This is a genomic window from Pseudomonas sp. CDFA 610, from assembly GCF_021147865.1.
GTDB classification, from domain to species: Bacteria; Pseudomonadota; Gammaproteobacteria; order Pseudomonadales; family Pseudomonadaceae; genus Aquipseudomonas; species Aquipseudomonas alliivorans.
Window position 1 is genome coordinate 94859 of the sequence record NZ_JAGTPM010000005.1, and the last position, 20593, is coordinate 115451.

The following is a 20593-nucleotide window of genomic DNA, read 5'->3' on the forward strand; positions in this document are numbered from 1 at the left end:
GCGCCAAGCGGCGATGGGCGTGACGGGTCAACCGATACGAACCTCAAAATCGTCCGTTTTGTGCCTCCGACGCCGTTTTCATTCAGCATGAGCGGCGTTTTTTTTCGGCCTATTTCCGAACCGGATCTCGTCTTTGTTATCTGTTGTGGGTAGTTTGCGTTCGGCAAGGAGTCGTTGGCGCGCCATTTTTTGTGCAGGACGCACAGAATTACCTAGAGGCTTCACCCTTATGAATCGCAGGAATCTCCTGAAAGCTTCCATGGCGTTGGCCGCTTATAGCAGCGTGTCGGCTTCAGGGCTTTTTGCTGCACGCGCACTGGCGGCAGCAGCTGATGGTGAAATCGAGCACTTCGATTTTGCAGAGTTGCAAGCTCACGCGAAGAAGCTGGCTGGCAAAGGTTATGTGAGCACCAAGCAGGTGTTGCCACCCGTGCTGGCGAACCTGACGCCACAGCAATTCAATGCCATTCGCTACGACCCGGAACACTCCTTGTGGAAAGACGTCCACGGTCAGTTGGACGTGCATTTCTTCCACGTCGGCGCGGGCTTCAAGACGCCCGTGCGCATGTACAGCGTCGACCCGCAGAGCAAGCAGGCGCGCGAGGTGCATTTCCGCCACGACCTGTTCAACTACGAAAGCAGCGGCATCGACAAGAATCTGGTGAAAGGCGATCTGGGCTTTGCCGGCTTCAAGCTGTTCAAGGCGCCTGAAATCGCCATCAACGACGTAGTCTCGTTCCTGGGTGCCAGCTACTTCCGCGCGGTCGACAGCAACAAGCAGTACGGCCTGTCTGCACGCGGTCTGGCCATCGACAGCTATGCCAAGCGTCAGGAAGAATTCCCGGACTTCACCAAGTTCTGGTTCGAAACGCCGGACAAGAACGCCACCCGCTTTGTGGTCTACGCACTGCTCGATTCGCCGAGCGCGACCGGCGCCTATCGCTTCGACATCGACTGTCAGGCCGGTCAGGTGGTGATGGAGATCGACGCGCACATCAATGCCCGCGTAGACATCCAGCAGCTGGGCGTTTCGCCGATGACCAGTATGTTCAGCTGCGGCACCCACGAACGCCGCATGTGCGACACCATTCACCCGCAGATTCACGACTCGGATCGTCTGTCGATGTGGCGTGGCAACGGTGAGTGGATCTGCCGTCCGCTGAACAACCCGGTCAAACCGCAGTTCAGCGCCTTCTCTGACAATGACCCGAAAGGTTTTGGTCTGGTACAGAGCGATCACGAGTTCTCCAGCTATCAGGACACCGTGGTCTGGTACAGCCGCCGTCCAAGCCTGTGGGTCGAGCCGATCACGCCGTGGGGCGAAGGTGAAGTCAGCCTGCTGGAACTGCCGACCACCGGCGAGACGATGGACAACATCGTGGTGTTCTGGACACCCAAGACACCGGTCAAGGCCGGCGATTCGATGAACTACGGCTACAAGCTGTTCTGGAGCCCGCTGCCGCCAGTGAGCACGCCGCTGGCGCAGGTTCACGCCACGCGTTCGGGCATGGGCGGTTTTCTGGAAGGCTGGGCACCGGGCGAGCATTACCCGAAAACCTGGGCTCGCCGTTTTGCGGTGGACTTCCACGGCGGCGGTCTGGATCGTCTGCCGGAAGGCACCGGGATCGAGCCGATCGTGACCGTCACCCACGGCAAGGTGCAGGACTTCAACATCCTCGTGCTGCCGGACATCAAGGGTTACCGGATCACCTTCGACTGGGTGCCTGACAGCGACTCGGTAGACCCGGTGGAGATGCGCATGTTCATCCGCACCGGCGACCGCACACTGAGCGAGACGTGGCTGTACCAGTACTTCCCGCCAGCACCTGATCGTCGCAAATACCCCTGACCGGTGATCAGACCTGCGCTCCGCGTCACAGCACGAAACCGACGCGGAGCGTCCTGAGCGGCGTTCCCAGGAGTGAGTCACGATCAGGTATCTCGGGTGCGCTGATCGTGCCTGTCGCTCCGCGTGGGCCTGCATCCCGTGACGCTGCGCGTCACCCCAAAGGGTGCGGCACTCATCGGATAATCCATCAATCCTTGCGAATTAATTGACAGTTTCCCGAACTGCGACTGATATACGTCTTGTCATGCCGTTGCGAGCATTCGCTCCAGACTTCTCTTCATCCCCAAAGGCTTCCCCCTCTATCGACCCGCCCGTCGCGGTCGTCGGGCGGTAGCTTTGTCCGTTCGAATTTCCTGACGCCATTCAGAAGGCAGACATCATGGAGCTGAATCCAGCGAACAGCGCCGGCGATTCGTCGTCGATCATTTCCTTCGATAAATCCACAGTGGTCGTGCTGGTCGCGATCAGCCTGATTCTGGTCGAGACCTTTTCCGGAGCCTTGCGCTTCTACTTCGACAAGGCCGGTATCAGCCCCCTTCTCTATCTGCCCAAAGTCGCCTGCATCCTGCTGTTCGCGCTGGAGCTGCGGACCTTCAAGGCTGGACGCCTGTTCTGGACCTTCGTCATCGTGTGGGCGGTTTCCGGGCTGATCGCCATGCTGCACCGCGCAAGTCCGCACAATCTGGCATTCAGCCTGTTCGCGCTGAGCCCGCTGGTGTTCGGCCTGGTGTGCAGCGAGCACCTGATCCATCGCAGAAAGCTGCTGTGCTGGGCCATCGGTTTCTGCCTGCTCGCCTCGCTGGCAGGGGTGGCGCTGGACAAATTCACCGCCGTGCCGTGGAAGGGCTACAGCTACAACGTGGGAGAAACCGAGCTGAGTGCCAACACCACGTGGAGCGCGGACGACGTGGACCGGGTCGCAGGCTTTGCGCGGGTTTCCAATGTGCTGTCGATCCTGATCGCGTTCTACACCCTGTATCTGTTCATGTTCCTGCGCTCGCGCGTGGTGGTGATGCTGCTCAGTGCGATGGCGCTCTATGCCATTGTGCTGACCACCAGCAAGGCCCCGGCCGGGGCATTCGCACTGACCATGGGCCTTTTGATGATTCAGCGCATGAGCTGGACCTGCCGGATTCTGTGCGTGCTGGTGGTGTTCATCGGATTGCTGCTGCCAACGCTGGGCATGGTCATGAGCTTCGATGCGCTCACGGTCAGCAGCAGCGGCAACTCGCTGGCGTCGCTCTACGACCGGCTGATCAAAACCTGGCCCAACGTGATCAACGCCCTGATACGCGAAGGCTGGGTGCTGACCGGCGCAGGCTTCGGCATGGTCGGCAGCACCATGGGCATCTTCCCGGTGGAAGGCTCCGAAATTTTTCTCGGCATGGACAACTCGGCCCTGTACCTGTGGGCGATGCTCGGCGTGGTCGGGGGGTTGCTGTACACCCTGCAGATTCCACTGCTGTTCAAGCTGATCGAGGATGAAAGCCGGGTCGGTCGCATGTTGCTGTCAATCAGTGTCTGCTGGTGCCTGATCAGCTGGACCACGGACATGTTCGAAGTCGCCGTGGCCAATCTGTTTGCAGGTCTGGCCATCGGCTATGTCATCACCGCAAAGCAGGAGGCCATGACGTCCAGACCGGCCGACCTGCAACTGACCGCTCTGCCGAACCTGCGCTGAGGAGGCCGCCATGAAGCGCTCTTTACGCCATACCGCGTGTCTCCTGCTGCTGGGCTGCCTGAACGGCATGCCTGTGGCTCAGGCCGAACCGCCCTTTATCGTCGGCATCGCGACGCACCTGATGAACTTCAACCGCACGCTCAAACAACCGCTGGACCTCACCGCACAGGCCGGCTTCAATTCGGTCAAGGACGATGTGTTCTGGTCAACTGCGGCACCCTACCCTCATGAGTTACGCATCACCGACAACTGGCGCAACTACCTGACCATCGCCCGCGAGCTGAACATGAGCCGCCTGGCGATACTGGGTTACAGCACCTACTTTCACGACAACAAGAAGCCCCGGGACCCGGTGGTGATGAGCGCGTTTCTGAATTACGTCGATTACGTCACCCGCCAGTTGGGCAACCGCATCAGCTACTACGAAATCTGGAACGAGTGGGACCTGGAGGCTTCCGACGACCGCCAGCTGGCGCTGGACTACGTAACGCTGGTGCAGAAAACCGTGCCTGTGATTCGCAAGAACACACGCAATGTCATCGGCCCGCAGGCGAAGATTCTGGCAGGCTCGGTAACGCCCGACGGGATGAGGTTCGGTTTCGCAGACCCGCTGATCGAAAGCGGCGCACTGGACCTGGTCGACGGTCTGTCCGTGCATCCCTACGTTCATTGTTCGGCAACCGATGGCAACACACCCGAAGCCTGGGTGGGCTGGATGGCCGACTACGAGCAATACATCCGCACCAAGGCCGGCCGCGACGTGCCGATCTACCTGACGGAGATGGGCTGGCCCAGCCACCAGGGCCCTTGCGGCAAAAGTGAAACAACCCAGGCGCTGTACATGGCACGGATCTACTTTCTGGCCCGCACCATTCCCAACGTCAAAGGCATGTGGTGGTTCGACCTCTACAACGATGGCCCGGATCGTTACGACCAGGAGCACAACTTTGGTCTGCTCGACGAAGACCTCTCGCCCAAACCCGCTTACACCATGATGAAGGCCATCGCGCCGGTGGTTCGCGATTTCACGTATGACGCCCAGGCCAGTTCGCTGGAGCAGAACCTTTATCAGTTGCACTTCACCAAGGGCGATGAGCGAGTGCTGGTGGCGTGGGCCATCGGTAAGCCGCAGGACGTGCAAGTGATCAGCCAGGGCAACACGAACGGCCCGGTGCGGATGATCGACACCGCCTATGCCGAACGCGGAGAAGTGAACAGCCGTCAGTCCTGGAACTGTGAAGGCGGCCAGTGTGCGGCGTCGATCAACCTGATCCACTTTCCCAAGATCATCCGGTTGAACCCGGAGAGTCGTGGCGGGCAGATGGCTCGAAAAAAATGAAGGGTCGCTGACATGCTTGAGTCAGCATCAGGCTTGGCCAGTACCTCCGACAAATATTCCGCGCCTGGAATGCAGTATTCGCGGACAAGCCCCACGAACCGCTTTTCGTCAGTGGGTTTACAGAGTGTTTGACAAGAGGCGACTGCCGCAAGACGTCGCAGGACCTGCCACTCAACCACCTGCACCCACCCTCCCGATCATCCACTGGCCGGCACTCTCCCATGGACTTCAGAAAAGACATCAACGGCCTGCGCGCCATTGCGGTTCTCGCTGTGCTGCTGTTCCACTTCCATCCCGCCTGGCTGCCGGGCGGCTTTGCCGGGGTGGATGTGTTTTTCGTGATTTCGGGCTACCTGATCACAGGCATCATCCTGCGTGGTTTTCACACCGGCACCTTCAGCCTGACAGCGTTCTACCGCTCCCGGGCGCAGCGCATCATTCCGGCACTGGCGGTAATGTGCATGGCCTTGTTATCGCTGGGCTGGTTCTACCTGCTGCCGCTGGACTACAGCGCACTGGGTACGCATGTCGCGAGCAGCCTGGGGTTTGTCTCCAATTTCGTGTACTGGCGAGAAGCGGGTTACTTCACCGCCAACGCCCATGAAAAATGGCTGCTGCACACGTGGTCGCTGTCGGTCGAATGGCAGTTCTATCTGCTGTACCCGATCACCTTGCTGATGCTCCGTCGCTTCGTGGCGCTGAGGAATATTCGCTGGTGGATCCTGGGCGGCAGCCTGACCGGCTTCGCACTGTGCGTGTTCGCCTCGGCACGCTGGCCGGAAGCGTCGTTCTACCTGTTGCCGACCCGGGCGTGGGAGTTGCTGTCGGGCGGCGTGGCCTGCCTGTTTCCCTTCAAGCTGCGCAGCGCCCGGAAACGCCTTCTGGAAGGCGTCGGGCTGGCGCTCATGCTGACAAGTTTCTTGCTCGTGTCAGTACAGGACCTGTGGCCAGGCTATCTGGTGCTGTTGCCGGTCCTGGGGACCTTTGCGGTCATCATCGCCGCCCGACAGGACTCGTTGCTGACCACCAACCCGCTGTCACAATGGACCGGAAAACTGTCGTACTCGCTGTACCTCTGGCACTGGCCGGTGGTCGTGCTGATGAACTACGCCGGCTGGCTGGGCGATACCGGCAACGTGCTGCTGGGCATGGGCGTGGCCTTCCTGCTGAGCCTGGCTTCGTACGGCCTGATCGAAAGGCCGACAGGCCGCTGGCGCCAGGATGCCCGCTGGATGTTCGCCACCTTCGGTACGTTCGTCGGTCTGGTGTTCGTCGGTGGCGCGGCAGTGAGCGCTACGCAGGGCATGGTCTCACCGATGCGCGAAATCAGTCTGTCCGAGAAGGCCTCGTTCATTCAGGACTACGTCAACCGGCAGCAGAACCTGTACGAGCCTTACTGGCTCAAGTGCGATGCGTTTTCTGCATTCACTCAGCGCGGGCAGTCGGGTATCGACGAGTCGTGTACGCGCAAGCAAGGCGACGGCGGCGTGTTCCTGTGGGGCGACTCGCATGCACAGGCGCTGTCGCTCGGTCTGCGCACCCTGCTGACCAAAGACACGCCGTTTTATCAGGTCGCATCAGCCAGTTGCCGTCCCACCCTGAGTGTCCATCAGGGCCGCACATCACCCACCAGCCGCGCCTGTGACTACTCCAACAGACTGGCCCTGCACAGCATTGAAACGCTGCGCCCCGACATCGTCGTCATCGCGCAAAAGGACGGGCACGACAAGACCGACTGGAACGGCATTGCGATCCGGCTCAAGGGTTACGGCGTGAAACACGTGGTGCTGATCGGTCCGCTGCCGCAGTGGAGTCCGTCGCTGCCCAGCGTTATCGCCAGCCGCCACTGGGGGCTGAATGAATCACACATCAGCGATCCGGCCCTCGACCAGAGCGTCATCGCCGTGGATCAGGCGACCCGGCAACTGGCGGCGTCGGCGGATATTCAGTTCGTCTCGCTGATCGACAAACTCTGCGTGGCCGATGCCTGTCTGGTGCGGCTCGAGGATACCGATTCTCTGCTGCAGATCGATTCGGGGCACCTGAGTACCGAAGGCTCACTGTTTGTCGTGAAGAACTATGTGCTGCCGGAGCTGGTGAATTAGCTCCGTGTGCTCAGTCTCCCGCCTGCAAACGCTCGGCGAACCTGACCAGCTCGGCCAGAGAGTCGGCCTCCATCTTGCGCATCACTGAGCCGCGGCGGACTTTGACGGTGATTTCGCTCACGTTCAGCCGGGCCGCAATCTGCTTGTTCAGCAAGCCGCTGACCACCAGCGCCATGACCTGCTGCTCGCCCGTATTGAGGCTCGCGTGCCTGCGCTGCAGCTCAGCCTGAACCGCTGCGTTCTGACGCCGCACCCGGTCCAGCGCCAGACCTTGCTGAATGGCATCCAGCAGATCCTGCTCGCGAAACGGCTTGGTGAGAAACTCCACCGCACCCGCTTTCATGGCCCGCACCGACATGGGAATGTCGCCGTGCCCGGTGATGAAGATGACCGGCAGAAAAATCCCCGAGCGCGCCATCTGCTCCTGAAAATCCAGGCCACTCATGCCCGGCATGCGGATGTCCAGGATCAGGCAGCCCGGCGCATCGGGCCGGGGCGTGTCCATGAACTGCTGTGTGGAGCCGAACAGCAGGCTGCGCAGCCCCACCGAGGCGAGCAGGTCTTCCAGCGAAGTGCGCACCGACAAGTCGTCGTCGATCACGTAGATGATCGGTTCTTCAGCCTGCGCGGCGGTGTCGGTCGTGTTCATCAGGCGTCCATCTTTCCGGTAGGCAGCGTGAAGTGAAACGTAGCACCGACTGACGAATCGGGTGTTACCCAGATACGCCCGCCATGTGCCTCGATAATCGACCGGCTGATTGCCAGACCGATTCCCATCCCCTCCTCCTTGGTGGTGTAGAACGCATCGAAGATGCGCTCGATGTTTTCCGGCGCCACACCCATGCCATTGTCACGCACCGAAAACTTCACCTCCCCTCCCGCGTTCAAGTCCACCGTCACCTGGAGACGGGCCTGACCGGGCTCGACCTTGCGCATCGCGTCCACCGCGTTGAGCATCAGGTTCAGCAGCACCTGCTGGATCTGCACCCTGTCTGCCAGCAGCGGCGGCAATCCTTCCGAGACCTCGACCACGAGCACGACCTGCTGCTCGTCGATTTCACTGTGGGCCAGCGATACGATCTCGGCCACGGTATCGGCCACGTTGATCCATTCCTTGTGCGCCGCCGAGCGCTTGGCCAGCGCACGCACGCGCACGATGATATCGCCCGCCCGGTTGGCATCGCCGATCATGCGCGCCAGCGCCTGCCGCGCCCGGTCCAGATTGGCCGGTTCAGCGGCCAGCCAGCGCGTGCAGGCATTGCCGCTGGTGACGATGGCCGACAGCGGCTGATTGATTTCATGGGCAATGGACGCGGTCAGCTCGCCCAGCATGTTGACCCGGGCGATCTGCGCCAGTTGTGAGCGCGCCTCGTGAACGGAGCGGATCGCCACCGCCATGCGCAGCGCCAGATAGGTCGCCATGGCAATCGCCGCCAGACTGATGATGCAGTTGATCAGCGCCGACTCGCTGCCCCGGGAAATCGTCAACTCGTAGCTGAGCACTGTCAGTGCCATGCAGGTCAGCGCGATGGCGATGACACCGGCGACCGGCAGGAACCGGACCGCCATGAGCACCACGGCGATCTGGAACACGCCGACGGCAATTTCCAGATCGGTCAGGGTATCGGCAATCGCGATCACCACGGCCAGCCCCAGCAAGGCAGTCAGCCTGATCGCCATCGCAGCCTTGCCAAAGGATTCAGGCTCGCGCATCTGCAACATCTCGCTCGTTCAAAGGGCCAGCGCAGTATGCGCCGACACAGCTCAGGAAGGGTTATCCAGACTGAACTGATCGGCCAGTTCATCGTAGGCGAACAGCTCGGCGTAGCGGCCCCACTGCGTCACTGCATCCAGCGTCTGCCGGGCATCGCTTTCGGACATGAAATCTTCCAGCTGGTCGCGAAAGCGGCGCGCCGGGGCGGTGTGCGTCGAGCGATCATCCAGCACCCGACGAATATGCGCCACCAGCGGCACGAAGCTCAGCAGATGCTGGGCGAACAGGTGTTTGCGCTCATCCACGTCGGCCAGCGCATAACGGTTGGCCGCAGGCAGCAAACGAATGTCGCCGCCCTTGAGTTCGGCAAAACGCAGCAGTTGCAGAACTTCGGCAATCGGAAACAGCTCGTCGGCGTTGTAATGCAGCGCACCGGCCAGCTCTGGCAAGTCGGCCTTCATGCCATAGGGCGGCGCATGAATGGCCTCGATCAGACCGGCCAGCGCGTTGGTGGACACATGCGGCAGCACCATGCCCAGCCCGGTTCCAGGGAACACGCCCTGACGGGTTTCGCCTGCGTCGCTGTCCTGGGTCATCAGCACGTAGATTTCTTCGACCAGCGCCTGAAAGACCGGATCCTGACGGTTGCGCGGCTGCGGCAGGTCGACCTTGATTTCACTGATCACCCGCCCCGGATTGGACGAGAACAGCAGGATCCGGTCACACATCAACACCGCTTCGGCGATGTTGTGCGTCACCATCAGGATCGACTTGATCGGCATACGGCCTTCGCTCCACATGTCCAGCAGATCGGTGCGCAACGTTTCGGCGGTGAGCACGTCGAGCGCCGAGAACGGCTCGTCCATCAACAGCACGTCAGGATCGATCACCAGCGCACGCGCCATGCCGACCCGCTGGCGCATGCCGCCCGACAGCTCCTTGGGATAGGCACTTTCGAAACCGTCCAGACCGATCAGGTCAATCGCCGCCAGCGCCCGCTTGCGGCGCTGCTGGGCCGGAACACCCTGAGCTTCAAGCCCGACCTCGACGTTCTCCAGCACCGTCAGCCAGGGAAACAGCGCAAAACTCTGGAACACCATGCCCACCGACATTGCCTTGCCTTGCGTGCGGTTAGGGAAAATCACTGCGCCTTCGGTCGGCACCACCAGCCCTGCAATGGAGCGCAGCAGCGTGGATTTGCCCGAGCCGGAGCGGCCCAGCAGGCCGATGATTTCGTTTTCGTTGAGTTGCAGTGTCACATCATCCAGCACCAGGCGCTCTTTGCTGGCCTTGCCGTACACATGACGAACCTTCTGCACATCCACCAGGCAACGCTTTTCGACAGCCATCATCGTGGCATCCTCCACACAACAAAAATCACACAAGACTCAGACGTCGCTCGGCGAACCCGTACAGCGGGCGCCACAGCAACCGGTTGAACGCGATCACAAAGACCGACATGACAGCAATGCCCAGCGCGACCTTTGCGTAGTCGCCCGCCTGAGTCGCGTTGGCGATGTACGAACCCAGACCGGCGGCTTCCAGGTGCTTGTCGCCCCAGGACACGGCCTCGGCCACGATGCTGGCGTTCCATGAACCGCCCGACGCCGTCAGCGCGCCAGTGACGTAGTACGGAAACACTCCCGGCAACGCCACCCGACGCCACCACTGCCAGCCGCGCATGTTGAACATGGTGGCCGCTTCGCGCAGGTCGGTCGGCAAGGCGCTGGCCCCGGCAATGACGTTGAACAGGATGTACCACTGGGTGCCGAGCACCATCAGCGGCGACAGCCAGATGTCGGGGTTGAGGTGCAGACCGACGATGGCAATCACGGCAAACGGAAACAGCACGTTTGCAGGAAAGGCCGCCAGAAACTGCGCGACAGGTTGCAGACGCTCAGCCCACACTGGACGCAGACCGATCCACACGCCAATCGGCACCCAGATCACGCTGGCGATGATGATCAGCACGATCACTCGCAGCATGGTGGTCAGTCCCAGTCCGAGCGCGGTGGCCAGATCGCCGAACCCGAGCGATGCTTCGATGAACCGGAACAGGCAGACACTGGCCGCCAGGCAGCCGGCAATCACCAGACCCAGCCAGGCAGCGTCGAGGAGCCGGCTGACACCCGGCGCAGGTTTGACGTTCCAGAAGCGCGTCAAACCGCGCCAATTGACCAGCATGAGGCCTTTCCAGGGCGCGACCAGCACAGTGCCCAGCAGCGGCGCGAGTCGGGAGCGGCCCAACAGGCTGTACATCCAGGAGCGTGGACGCTTTTGCGAAGCGGTCTGCTCGAAGCGAAACTTGTCCGCCCAGGCCACCACGGGCCGGAACAGCAACTGGTCATAAGCCAGGATCACCAGTGCCATGGCCGCAACGGCCCAGGCAATCGCCGTCAGGTCTTTCTGTTCGATTGCCAGCGCCAGCCAGGAGCCGATGCCGGGCAGGTTGACAGTGGTGTCGCCGACCGAAATCGCCTCGCAGGCCACCACGAAAAACCAGCCGCCGGACATCGACATCATCATGTTCCAGACCAGTCCCGGAATGGCGAACGGCAGTTCCAGCCGAGTGAACCTGAGCACCGGCGACAGGCCGAACTGGCGACTGACTTCACTCAGGTCATTGGGCACCGTGCGCAGCGACTGATAAAAACTGAACGCCATGTTCCAGGCCTGGCTGGTAAAAATGGCAAAGATCGCCGCACATTCGACACCCAATTGCCGCCCCGGAAACAGTCCGATGAAGAAGGTCACGGTAAAGGTCAGAAAGCCGAGTACGGGTACCGATTGCAGAATATCCAGCGCCGGGATGATCACCTGCTCGGCCTTGCGGCTTTTGGCGGCCAGCGTGGCCACAATCAAGGTAAAGACCAGGGAGGCCGCCAACGCGATGAACATGCGCAGCGTGGTGCGCAGTGCATATTCCGGCAAGTTCGCGGGATCGAGGGTCATCGGGATTGAAGTCAGCAGCGACAGCGGCTGGAGCATCTGCCCGACACCGTGCAGCAGCAACGCAACCACCATCGCGAGCAGGCACAGGCAGACGATATCGATCCCGTAAGCTGTGCGTGTTCTGGCATCGCCATAGCGGGAGACTCGCAGACGCTTGCCGGACTCGAAAATAGACTGCATGGGCTCACCTCGACACAGCTGCACGGGTACGCGCCGGCAGCGTTTCAGGAAACCGACTGTCAGCGGATACAGAAAAAGGGCAGCGAGTGTTTAACCACTCGTTGAATAAAAGCTTATAGACTTTCGACGCGTGGTTAAAACCTGCAAACGTAGACGGTGCAGACCCGAAAGTATGGGTGTCATATACCAAGGTATATAAACGGCTTAACGTTCAACTCCGTGTTGGTAAAACCACGAAAGGCTATCGGATGAAGGTATTTCGTTTTCTTGCCCTGGCATGTGCGTGGGTCTGGTTTCAACCCGCAGCGCTGGCACAGCCGTATCTGGCGGCCAGCACTGAATGGCGTCCTTTCATCTACACCGACGAATACAACACGCTGCGAGGCGTCTCGACCGATATTGCTCGTCAGGTATTCAAACAGGCCGCTATTGATGTGCAGTTTGTTTCTTACCCCGCCAACCGCATGCAAGTGATGCTGGAAAAACAACAGATCGATATCAGTTATGCCGAGTCACCCAACTGGACCAGCGAAGATGACACGAGCAAGTATGTATTCTCGGTGCCTTACCTGGCGGTACGCGAACACTTGTACTTCGCCGCCGATGATCCACTTTCAGTTGCACCGTTAAGTGAGCTGAGGGATGTAACAATCGGCATGATCCGGGGGTATACCTACCGCTCATTGGACACGGCCTTTGAGGAAGGGCGCGTGACCCGACTGGAAACCTCAGAGGACTCGGCCTTGCTGGCGTTGCTCGCCAACAAGCGCGTGAACGCCGTCGCCATGGTCGATGACCTGTACAACTATCTCGTCAATACGCATCAGATCGATCCCGCCCGCTTCCGTCAGGGCGCTCTACTGAATGAGTCGAATCTGGCGATCATGCTGTTGAGCAGGCACGCCTCGCTGCTGCCGAAGATCAATGCCGCGATCCTCGACATGCAGCGCCGCGGCGAACTGCAGCGCATCCGCGACGCTTACCTGCCGACCGCCTCAACGAAAGTATGCGCCGACCACGACCAGTCCTGCTGAACCGAAAATTGGCGCTGACTACGATTTTTTGGGTGTTTCCTGCAGGGCAGCGCGCCCTACAGGTCCCCTTTGCCTTCAGCCATCACACCCGGAAGTGGCTGACCAGCATCTGCAACTGCCCACCCAGACGCGCCAGCTCGACGCTGGAAGCGGCGGTTTCTTCACTGGCTTCTGCGGTCTGCTCGGACACGTCGCGCACATTGACGATGCTGCGGCTGATCTCGTCGGCCACCGAGCTTTGCTGCTCGGCTGCGGCGGCGATCTGCTGGTTCATGGCCTGAATGTTCGACACGGTCCGGGTGATGCTTTCCAGCGACACACCGGCCTTGCGGGTCAGTTCGACGCTGCTGTCGGTGAGCGTGCGGCTGCCCAGCATGATCTCCGACACTTGACGGGTGCCGTTCTGCAAACCGGCGACCAGGCTTTCGATTTCCTCGGTCGATTGCTGAGTACGCTGCGCCAAGCCTCGCACTTCGTCAGCCACGACAGCAAACCCACGACCCGCCTCGCCTGCGCGCGCGGCCTCGATGGCAGCGTTGAGCGCCAGCAGGTTGGTCTGCTCGGCAACGGCCTTGATCACGTCCATGACCTTGCCGATTTTGTCGCTTTCCTGCTCAAGCACGGTCATCGCATCGGATGAGCGCACCACCTCGGCAGCCAGTCGTTCGATCTGGCCGATGGCTTCACCCACGACCTTGTCACCGGCGCGAGCCTCCTTGTCGGCATCGGCGGCCGCAACAGACGCTTGTTCGGCATTGCGCGCAACCTCGTGCACCGTGGCCGACATTTCGTGCATGGCGGTGGCGACCTGATCGGTCTCGACCTTCTGGCTGTTCACGCCAGCGCTGGTCTGTTCAGTGACCGCAGAGAGTTCTTCAGCCGCGCTTGCAATCTGGGTCACGCCGTCGCGAATCCCGGAGATCAGATCGCGCAGGGTTGTACCCATGCGCTGAATGCCTTGCTGCAGCACACCCAGTTCATCGCGACGGGTGATGACCGCCGTGTGGGTAAGGTCGCCCGAGGCAATTCGATCGACAATCGCCAGGGTTTCCTGCAACGGGCGCGTGATCTGACGCGTAATGATGACCGCAGCCATAATGCCGAGAATCAGCACCAGCAGGATGCAGCCGATCTGCAGGTGGCGCGCCTGAGCGGTGTCGTCATCGCCGAGCTTCATTTGCAGATCGTAAAGCTCATCGCCCAGCTTGACGATGGTTGCGCCCTGAGTGGTCAGGTCCTTGCGCACGGTTGCCGCCTCGACGATTGTGGCCTTGAAGGCTTCTACCGAACGGCGATAACTGCGCAATGCGTTCTCCAGCGGCACGACTCTGGCCGCACCGAAGGCGGATTTGAGACCGTCCAGGTGCTCAATGGCAGTGTCCAGTTGCTGGAACGCGGCCTTTTCCGACTTATCGTCGGGCTTGCTGGTGTGACCGCGCACTTCATAACGCACCAGCGTCAGGTCCTGCCGGGCTGTGTTCACCAACTGGACCTGATCGAAACGGGCCGGATCCGATGGGTCCATCTGCAGGACGGCACTGTTGAGCGCATCAATCGACTGTGTGGCCGTCGTGACGTTGGCCGTCATCTCGGCACGTACCCTGGCGCTGGTCTGGTAGACCGCACGCATCTGATTCAACGACGTTTCATACTCGCGAATGACATCGGTGAGCTGCTCAAGAGGCTTGATATTCACAGGGTTATTGAACGTGCTGAGCAGTAATTGCTGGTGCTTTTTGAAGGTATCCAGCTTGCCCTGCATGTTTTGCGCTGCGGCTTCGTCGCCGTCGGTCAGCATGTATTGCAGACGGGCAATGCGCAGGTCGGTCAGTTTGTTACCGAGTTGGGTGATGTCACCGATTCTGTCGGTGCGATAGATGAGTTTGTCGAGGCTGGTCCAGCCGACGAGGGCGAGTATGGCAGTGAAGAAAAGGACTGCCCCAAAGCCCAGGGCCAACTTCATGTTGACGCTGATGTTCGCAAAGCTGCTGTTCATGCAATCTCCTGAATATGCTTTTTATGCGCAACGAAAGAGCTGAAGATTTGTTTTTATGAACAGCAAACCTGCGCGCTAGAGCTATCGGCCGGCATCAGGCATAACTTGACCAAAAAGACAGAATCAGCGGCAAGACCGCTGATTCAGGGAGATTCGCTGTGCGTCGACACAGCGCTTTGACGTGTCAAATGGGGAAGCAAGAGGCGAGAGGCCTCCCGCAAAAAAGCCAACGCTGATTCAGTTTGAATCACGCCCCAAGCTTGAAGCGCGACACCACCGAGCGCATTTCGCTGGCGACGCGGCCCAGCTCGCTGGCCGTGGTGGCGTTGTTCTCGATGCCCTGCATCAGCGTGCCCGAACTGCTGCGGATGCCCATCACGTTGCGGTTGATGTCTTCGGACACGGCATGCTGTTGCACGGCGGCGCTGGCGATCTGAGTGTTCATCTCCACGATCCGCTCCACGCCCTGGCTGATGCTCGACAGGCTGCCCGAAGCCTCGCCAGCGGCACTGATGCACGCCTGTGCTTTCTGTTGACCGGCCTGCATCTGCTGCACGGCGGCGTCCGTTGCGCCTTGCAACTGTTGAATGATGTTACGGATTTCTTCGGTGGACGACTGGGTACGCGACGCCAGCGTACGTACTTCGTCTGCTACTACGGCAAAGCCACGGCCCTGTTCGCCGGCACGTGCTGCTTCAATGGCAGCGTTCAGCGCCAGCAGGTTGGTCTGGTCGGCGATGGTGCTGATCACCTGGATCACGCCGCCAATCGACTGGCTGTGCAGTGCCAGCGCCTGGACTTTCTGAGCGCTGAGTTCCACTTCCTCGGCCAGCGCCTGAATGGTCGAATGAGCCTGATGCATGACGCGCAGCCCGGTGCGCGACGCCGTGTTCGCTTCGTCAGCGGCCTGCGCGGCACCTTCAGTGTTTTGCGCGACGTCGGCGACACTGGCGGTCATTTCGTTGATAGCAGTCGCCACCTGTTCCGTTTCGGCCTGTTGCGCGTTCATCGACTCTTTGGCCAGGCTGATGGAGTTGCCCAGTCGAGCGGCCACTTCGGACAGCTCATAAGAGGTGCGATCCATGTGCGAGATGGAGCCGGAAAAGGCTTCGGCCATCAGATTCAGCCCTGTGCCGATATCGGCCACTTCATCCTGGCTGGTCACATTGACACGTGCGCTCAGATCACCGTCGGCCAGACGGCGTGTGACTTCAAGCAAACCGTCGATGGCCAGACGCAAGGCCTTGTAGATGCTGCAGAACGCATAGAGCAGCAGCAAGCCCATGATCACGCACATGCCGATAACGGTTTCGCGTTGCAGCAAAAGTTCGTCATAACGCGCATTCAGTTCGCCTTGCAGCGACGTCTGGATCTCGTCCTGCGCCTTGTAGAAAGCAGCCACGACGACGTTGCCGCGCGCACTCAGTGCCTGCCCTTGCTGAACAGACACATTGGTGCCGCCCACATAAGCCTTGAGGTCATCACGAAAGCTGTCCATGGCGGCGATGGCTGCCACCACGGGTGCATTGACGCGTTCGCTCAGTTCGGTATCACGACGCTTGAGCAGGCGAATGCTCTGCTCCAGTTCCAGTCGGGTCTGCGCTTCCTGTTTGAACAGGCTATCGAGCGAACCGCGCATGGTCGGGGTCAGGTTCTGACCCGAACTCAGGCCAGCAGCGATCCCGCGAATCTGGCCCGCTACGTTGATCTGGCGAGGCATGCGGATAGTGCTCAGGTCAATCAGGAACAGCGACGCATAATCCTCGTCCAGCACCAGCCCTGACGTGGCCGACAGGTAATAAATGAAGTTAAGGGTCTGAGTCAGTTGCTCATTCCACTGAGTGAACATTTCATCCGGGGAGGCCCCTGGTTTCGCGCTGTCCATCAAGGTGCGGGCGCCGTCACGCAGACGTTGAACGCGGTTTTCGGTTTCCAGTGCGCGGCCCTGACGAGCGTCAATCTCAGCCAGATTGGCGAACGCGGTTTCGAGCTGGCTGCGATTGGTGACGAGGTCTTGCGCGGCTGCGGCATCGCCCGTCAACATGCGGTTGGTCAAGGCGCGCTGCAGCATCGAGAGGCGCAATACCGGTGTCACAACGTGCAGATACTCCTGCCCCACGCGCTCTTGTGCGACGGTGGAAATACTTGCATTGAGGCTGTTGAAAACGCGCATTCCGAGCACAAGCAGTGGAATGACGATGATGATGGCAAGGACAGTGAATTTGGCAGGAAAACGCAGGCGGTTGGTCAGGTAGACACCGGGCGACAGAATATTCATATCGTTCTCTTTTTAATAAAGGGGCCTGATCCGGCTGAAAGAACTCCCTTCTTTACGTCGCGACAGGTGGCAGTACGTCACGTTTACAAATGGGAGGGTGTACCGACCAAGTGAAGGCATTGTGACATCACGTCAGAGCGTGCTCCGATTGGTTAGTTCAATAGGGGTCATGCAATCCGATACCGGCCTATCGGCGTATTGAAGGGAAACGTGAGGACGGGAAAGCGACAAAAACCGAGCATTTGTCAACGTATTGGGAAGGCGCTTTATGTAACGTACTGTTTCCAGTAGCTACGGGCAAAATGTGGCGGACAGCAGGCGACACGTGGTTATTGGAAATCGCCCCTGGCGCCGTCTCGATTCTTTTTGAAACCTCTGAGATTGATGACGCAGAGACCTGCCTGCAGGACGATCAGCGCATAGGCCTGAGCATGAACACCCCAGATGATGCAGAGGACGTTGCTGGAGTGAAGCACCAGAAAGCAAGCATGCGCCTGGCGGGTCATTGCGACCCGATGAACCAGGCGGCCAGTAACGTCACAGCCATTGCAGGCCACTGAATCAGATCAACCAACACCACCTCCATCCACCATCGTGCGACACCGGACCTGCACGCTGGTGAACGTCTATCGCCTACCTGATCACCGAACCTTACGCCCGTTTCCACTCCACATTCGATAGGCCCAGTTTCTCGGCCTGTGGTTTGCTTAGCTTCGGTACTCTGTCGGAACGATATTTGGGAATCGCACCAAACCCTGCGTCAACCGTCGCCCAATGCCAGGCTTCCTGGCTGTCCATATCGACAGCCCTGATGTAGAAGGTCTTATAGCTACCGTGCAGCAAATAATCGATCCGGTAGTGTTTTTCATCAGCCATTTTGTTGCTCCTGCTTTGTCCACTCGCAAAACAGATCGTGCTCATTTCAAAAAATTCCCAGTATTTTAAAGCCTGTTTTAGGCGATATCATATAGCCATTATCCAGAAACTCTCTTGTGGATTAAACGAAGCAAGTTCAGTCATAGGTATTGTTAATACGCATAAAAAACCGACGTTTCCAGACTGTTTCAGCCAACAGAGTGCACTCCCTGAAATCAGGCGCTATCAGCCGATTTTCTGAAACTTTCGCCGGCAGGTGCGAAATAACGAAATTCTATTGAACTCGTTATTTTCAACCACTCATCCCGTCACTGCATAGTTTCGAGCAACGTTCCGCACCTCGCTCTTTCATACCCAATGACTGCACCGCATCGTGTTCCACCCAAGGGCACATGCTTACCGAAAGAGTCAGCCTGAGGAAATGATATGTTTATACATAACAAGCGCCTTCAGTACACCGTACGTGTAGCCCGTCCGAATCCGGGGCTTGCCAACCTTCTATTGGAACAATTCGGCGGCGCTCAAGGCGAGCTTGCCGCAGCAGGCCGCTACTTCACTCAGGGGCTGAGTGAGGACGATCCAGGTCGCAAGGATTTACTGATGGACATCGCGACAGAGGAACTGAGCCACCTGGAGATCGTCGGCTCCATTATTGTGATGCTCAACAAAGGCGCCAAGGGCCAGTTGGCCGAAGGCATTGAGGAGGAAGGCGAGTTGTACCGGTCGTTGAACGGCGCTGGCAATGACTCGCACATCACCAGCCTGCTGTATGGCGCCGGTGCGCCGCTGGTCAACTCTGCAGGCGTGCCGTGGACCGCCGCTTATATTGATACCATCGGTGAGCCGACGGCAGACTTCCGCTCCAATATTGCTGCCGAGGCACGGGCCAAGATTGTCTACGAGCGCCTGATGAACGTGACGGACGATCCGGGCGTAAAAGATGCACTGGGCTTTTTGATGACGCGCGAGATCGCTCATCAACTGTCCTTCGAAAAAGCCCTGCATGCCATCCAGCCCAACTTCCCGCAAGGCAAGTTGCCTGGCATGCCCGAGTTCACCCATAAGTACTTCAATATGTCCGGCGAACCCAATGTACGGGGCGCCTGGAATCAGGGTGGCGAATGGGAGTATGTGGAATCGCCACAACCCGCAGTCGATGGAGGCGATGGTTCTGCTTCAGTGACGTTGAGTGCCGACGACGCCCAGGTTCTGGAAGCCATGAAAACCCGGACCATGTCCGACCCGGAGGCCAACCCCATTACCGGCGCAGACCTGGGCTCGGGTTTCGTGCAAGGTAAAGAGCTTTGATAGCAGCGGATTCACTGATTATTAAGGATGAACATCATGAAAACGAACCGTATAAATGTCATCGTAAAGGCGGAGCCTGGCAATACCGTCTTCGATAAAGGACTTCAGTCTTTTGATGCTCAGGCACGCTTGGCCCGTCGAGGTTTTCAAGTTGTGATGGCCACTAAAGTATTTGGTGTTGCATCGCTGCTGGATAATAACTTACCCAGTCGATAATATTTCGATATGCATGAACGGCCTCGTTTAACGGCAAGGCTTATTCAGGCGAATAAAAATAACCGGCCTTGTGCCGGTTTTTTTTGTGAGTCAGTAGAATTGTTGCCGATCAGGCGTCGTATCAAAAAATCGCCTGACACCGTTCCTCCAAAGAGGCTCCGGTCATACGGCATCGCCTTCGAGGAGACAGCGATCAGGTCCCGGCGTTATATGCGTTCGAGCATATGCCTGAATTTCATCGGCGCATGACAGGCACTCAAGGCGCGGTTCTGATTATCGTTGGCAAGATCTGTTCGAGGCATTCCCTGACGGACATCTCACTGGTATCAAGACACAGGTCAGCGTCCAGAGGCGGCTCATAAGGTGAGCTGACGCCGGTAAAGTCTTTCAACTCCCCTGCTTTCGCCTTGCGATAGAGACCTTTCGGATCTCTCGACACGCATGTCTCCAGAGGCGTGCTGACGAACACTTCCACAAAGCGGTGCCTGCCGATGATGGAACGCGCCATTTCCCGATCTTCCCGGTAAGGCGAAATGAACGAGGCAATCACAATCAGGCCAGCGTCATTCATGAGCTGAGCGACTTCAGCGATGCGCCTGATATTTTCCGATCTGTCGGCGGGAGAAAATCCCAGATCCCGGCAAAGCCCTTGCCGCACATTGTCGCCGTCCAGTGCATAGGCGAGTTTGCCCAGATCGAGCAACGTGCGCTCCAGTGCAAATGCCAGGGTCGACTTCCCGGAGCCGCTGAGCCCCGTCAGCCAAAGCGTTTGGGGCGACTGTTTCAAGAGTGCTTCGCGATCCGCGTGGCTGACCTGGCTCGAATGCCAGACCAGATGCCCTGAATCATGTGGCTGCTTGTCCATGAACGCCCATTCAAGATTTCCAAACGTGTCGCGAGAATAACGTCTTTGTGCACAGGCGATCCATCGGCAACGCAATCGACCCATTCGCCTCGAGCAGCAAAACGCCACCCATCGGCCTTGCGCAAAATACGCTGAATTTTCCAAACGGCCCGGCACTCTTTTTCCAATAGAACAACAGAAAGTCTCGTGCGACTGCTTCT

Annotated in this window: 15 protein-coding genes and 3 pseudogenes; 7 read left to right on the forward strand and 11 right to left on the reverse strand. The window is 59.2% G+C overall.

What is annotated here, in order from left to right; genetic code table 11:
- Nucleotides 1–229: 229 nt before the first annotated feature.
- The 4 genes from KDX39_RS10430 to KDX39_RS10445 all read left to right on the forward strand — a co-directional run bounded on the left by KDX39_RS10430 (nucleotide 230) and on the right by KDX39_RS10445 (nucleotide 6974).
- Nucleotides 230–1849 (forward strand): glucan biosynthesis protein D, encoded by a 1620-nt coding sequence (locus KDX39_RS10430; protein WP_099231135.1) that lies wholly within the window; start codon nucleotides 230–232, stop codon nucleotides 1847–1849.
- A gap of 379 nt (nucleotides 1850–2228) precedes the next feature.
- Entirely contained in the window at nucleotides 2229–3530 is a 1302-nt protein-coding gene (locus KDX39_RS10435) for a hypothetical protein (protein ID WP_231660289.1), read from the forward strand.
- 10 nt (nucleotides 3531–3540) lie between these two features.
- The gene (locus KDX39_RS10440) at nucleotides 3541–4869 is read left to right on the forward strand and encodes a hypothetical protein (protein ID WP_231660290.1); all 1329 of its coding nucleotides are present in this window, start codon (nucleotides 3541–3543) and stop codon (nucleotides 4867–4869) included.
- 221 nt (nucleotides 4870–5090) lie between these two features.
- Entirely contained in the window at nucleotides 5091–6974 is a 1884-nt protein-coding gene (locus KDX39_RS10445; protein ID WP_231660291.1) for an acyltransferase family protein, read from the forward strand.
- 10 nt (nucleotides 6975–6984) lie between these two features.
- On the opposite strand, the gene KDX39_RS10450 is transcribed toward KDX39_RS10445, so the two are convergent.
- Genes KDX39_RS10450 through KDX39_RS10465 form a run of 4 tightly spaced genes read right to left on the reverse strand, consistent with a single transcriptional unit; the run spans nucleotide 6985 to nucleotide 11820 of the window.
- Nucleotides 6985–7623, reverse strand: coding sequence for a response regulator transcription factor (locus tag KDX39_RS10450; RefSeq protein ID WP_231660292.1), 639 nt, complete (start codon nucleotides 7621–7623; stop codon nucleotides 6985–6987).
- A complete protein-coding gene (locus tag KDX39_RS10455) occupies nucleotides 7623–8687 on the reverse strand; it encodes a sensor histidine kinase (protein WP_231660526.1) in 1065 nt (354 codons plus the stop codon). The genes KDX39_RS10450 and KDX39_RS10455 overlap by 1 nt, the downstream gene beginning before the upstream one ends.
- Before the next feature lie 51 nt (nucleotides 8688–8738).
- Nucleotides 8739–10040 carry an ABC transporter ATP-binding protein gene (locus tag KDX39_RS10460; protein ID WP_231660294.1) on the reverse strand — a complete coding sequence of 434 codons (1302 nt, stop codon included), beginning with the start codon at nucleotides 10038–10040 and terminating at the stop codon, nucleotides 8739–8741.
- 25 nt (nucleotides 10041–10065) lie between these two features.
- Nucleotides 10066–11820, reverse strand: a complete 1755-nt coding sequence (locus tag KDX39_RS10465; RefSeq protein WP_231660295.1) for an ABC transporter permease — start codon at nucleotides 11818–11820, stop codon at nucleotides 10066–10068.
- 248 nt (nucleotides 11821–12068) lie between these two features.
- Between KDX39_RS10465 and KDX39_RS10470 the strand changes: the two genes are divergently transcribed.
- Entirely contained in the window at nucleotides 12069–12854 is a 786-nt protein-coding gene (locus KDX39_RS10470) for a substrate-binding periplasmic protein (protein ID WP_231660297.1), read from the forward strand.
- An 82-nt stretch (nucleotides 12855–12936) separates the two neighbouring features.
- Here KDX39_RS10470 and KDX39_RS26570 read toward each other — a convergent pair whose 3' ends face one another.
- The 6 genes and pseudogenes from KDX39_RS26570 to KDX39_RS10490 form a co-directional block, all read right to left on the reverse strand.
- Entirely contained in the window at nucleotides 12937–13800 is an 864-nt protein-coding gene (locus KDX39_RS26570) for a methyl-accepting chemotaxis protein (RefSeq protein ID WP_442964535.1), read from the reverse strand.
- Nucleotides 13792–14850, reverse strand: a pseudogene (locus KDX39_RS26575) (methyl-accepting chemotaxis protein); the annotation flags it as partial. The gene KDX39_RS26570 and the pseudogene KDX39_RS26575, both read right to left, overlap by 9 nt.
- Before the next feature lie 247 nt (nucleotides 14851–15097).
- Nucleotides 15098–15967 carry a methyl-accepting chemotaxis protein gene (locus KDX39_RS26580; RefSeq protein WP_414813191.1) on the reverse strand — a complete coding sequence of 290 codons (870 nt, stop codon included), beginning with the start codon at nucleotides 15965–15967 and terminating at the stop codon, nucleotides 15098–15100.
- Nucleotides 15968–17128 (reverse strand): annotated as a pseudogene (locus KDX39_RS26585) (HAMP domain-containing protein); the annotation flags it as partial.
- A 329-nt stretch (nucleotides 17129–17457) separates the two neighbouring features.
- Nucleotides 17458–17714, reverse strand: a pseudogene (locus KDX39_RS10485) (hypothetical protein).
- 65 nt (nucleotides 17715–17779) lie between these two features.
- Nucleotides 17780–18004 (reverse strand): DUF6555 family protein, encoded by a 225-nt coding sequence (locus KDX39_RS10490; RefSeq protein ID WP_231660301.1) that lies wholly within the window; start codon nucleotides 18002–18004, stop codon nucleotides 17780–17782.
- Nucleotides 18005–18430: 426 nt separating this feature from the next.
- Here KDX39_RS10490 and KDX39_RS10495 point away from each other — a divergent pair, with 426 nt between their 5' ends.
- Both KDX39_RS10495 and KDX39_RS10500 read left to right on the forward strand, forming a co-directional pair.
- Nucleotides 18431–19312, forward strand: coding sequence for a manganese catalase family protein (locus KDX39_RS10495; protein ID WP_231660303.1), 882 nt, complete (start codon nucleotides 18431–18433; stop codon nucleotides 19310–19312).
- A gap of 36 nt (nucleotides 19313–19348) precedes the next feature.
- Nucleotides 19349–19528: a hypothetical protein gene (locus KDX39_RS10500; RefSeq protein WP_231660305.1), complete on the forward strand. Its 180-nt coding sequence runs from the start codon at nucleotides 19349–19351 to the stop codon at nucleotides 19526–19528.
- Between the two features lie 256 nt (nucleotides 19529–19784).
- Here KDX39_RS10500 and cysC read toward each other — a convergent pair whose 3' ends face one another.
- Entirely contained in the window at nucleotides 19785–20393 is a 609-nt protein-coding gene (gene cysC / locus KDX39_RS10505; protein WP_231660527.1) for an adenylyl-sulfate kinase, read from the reverse strand.
- Between the last annotated feature and the right edge of the window lie 200 nt (nucleotides 20394–20593).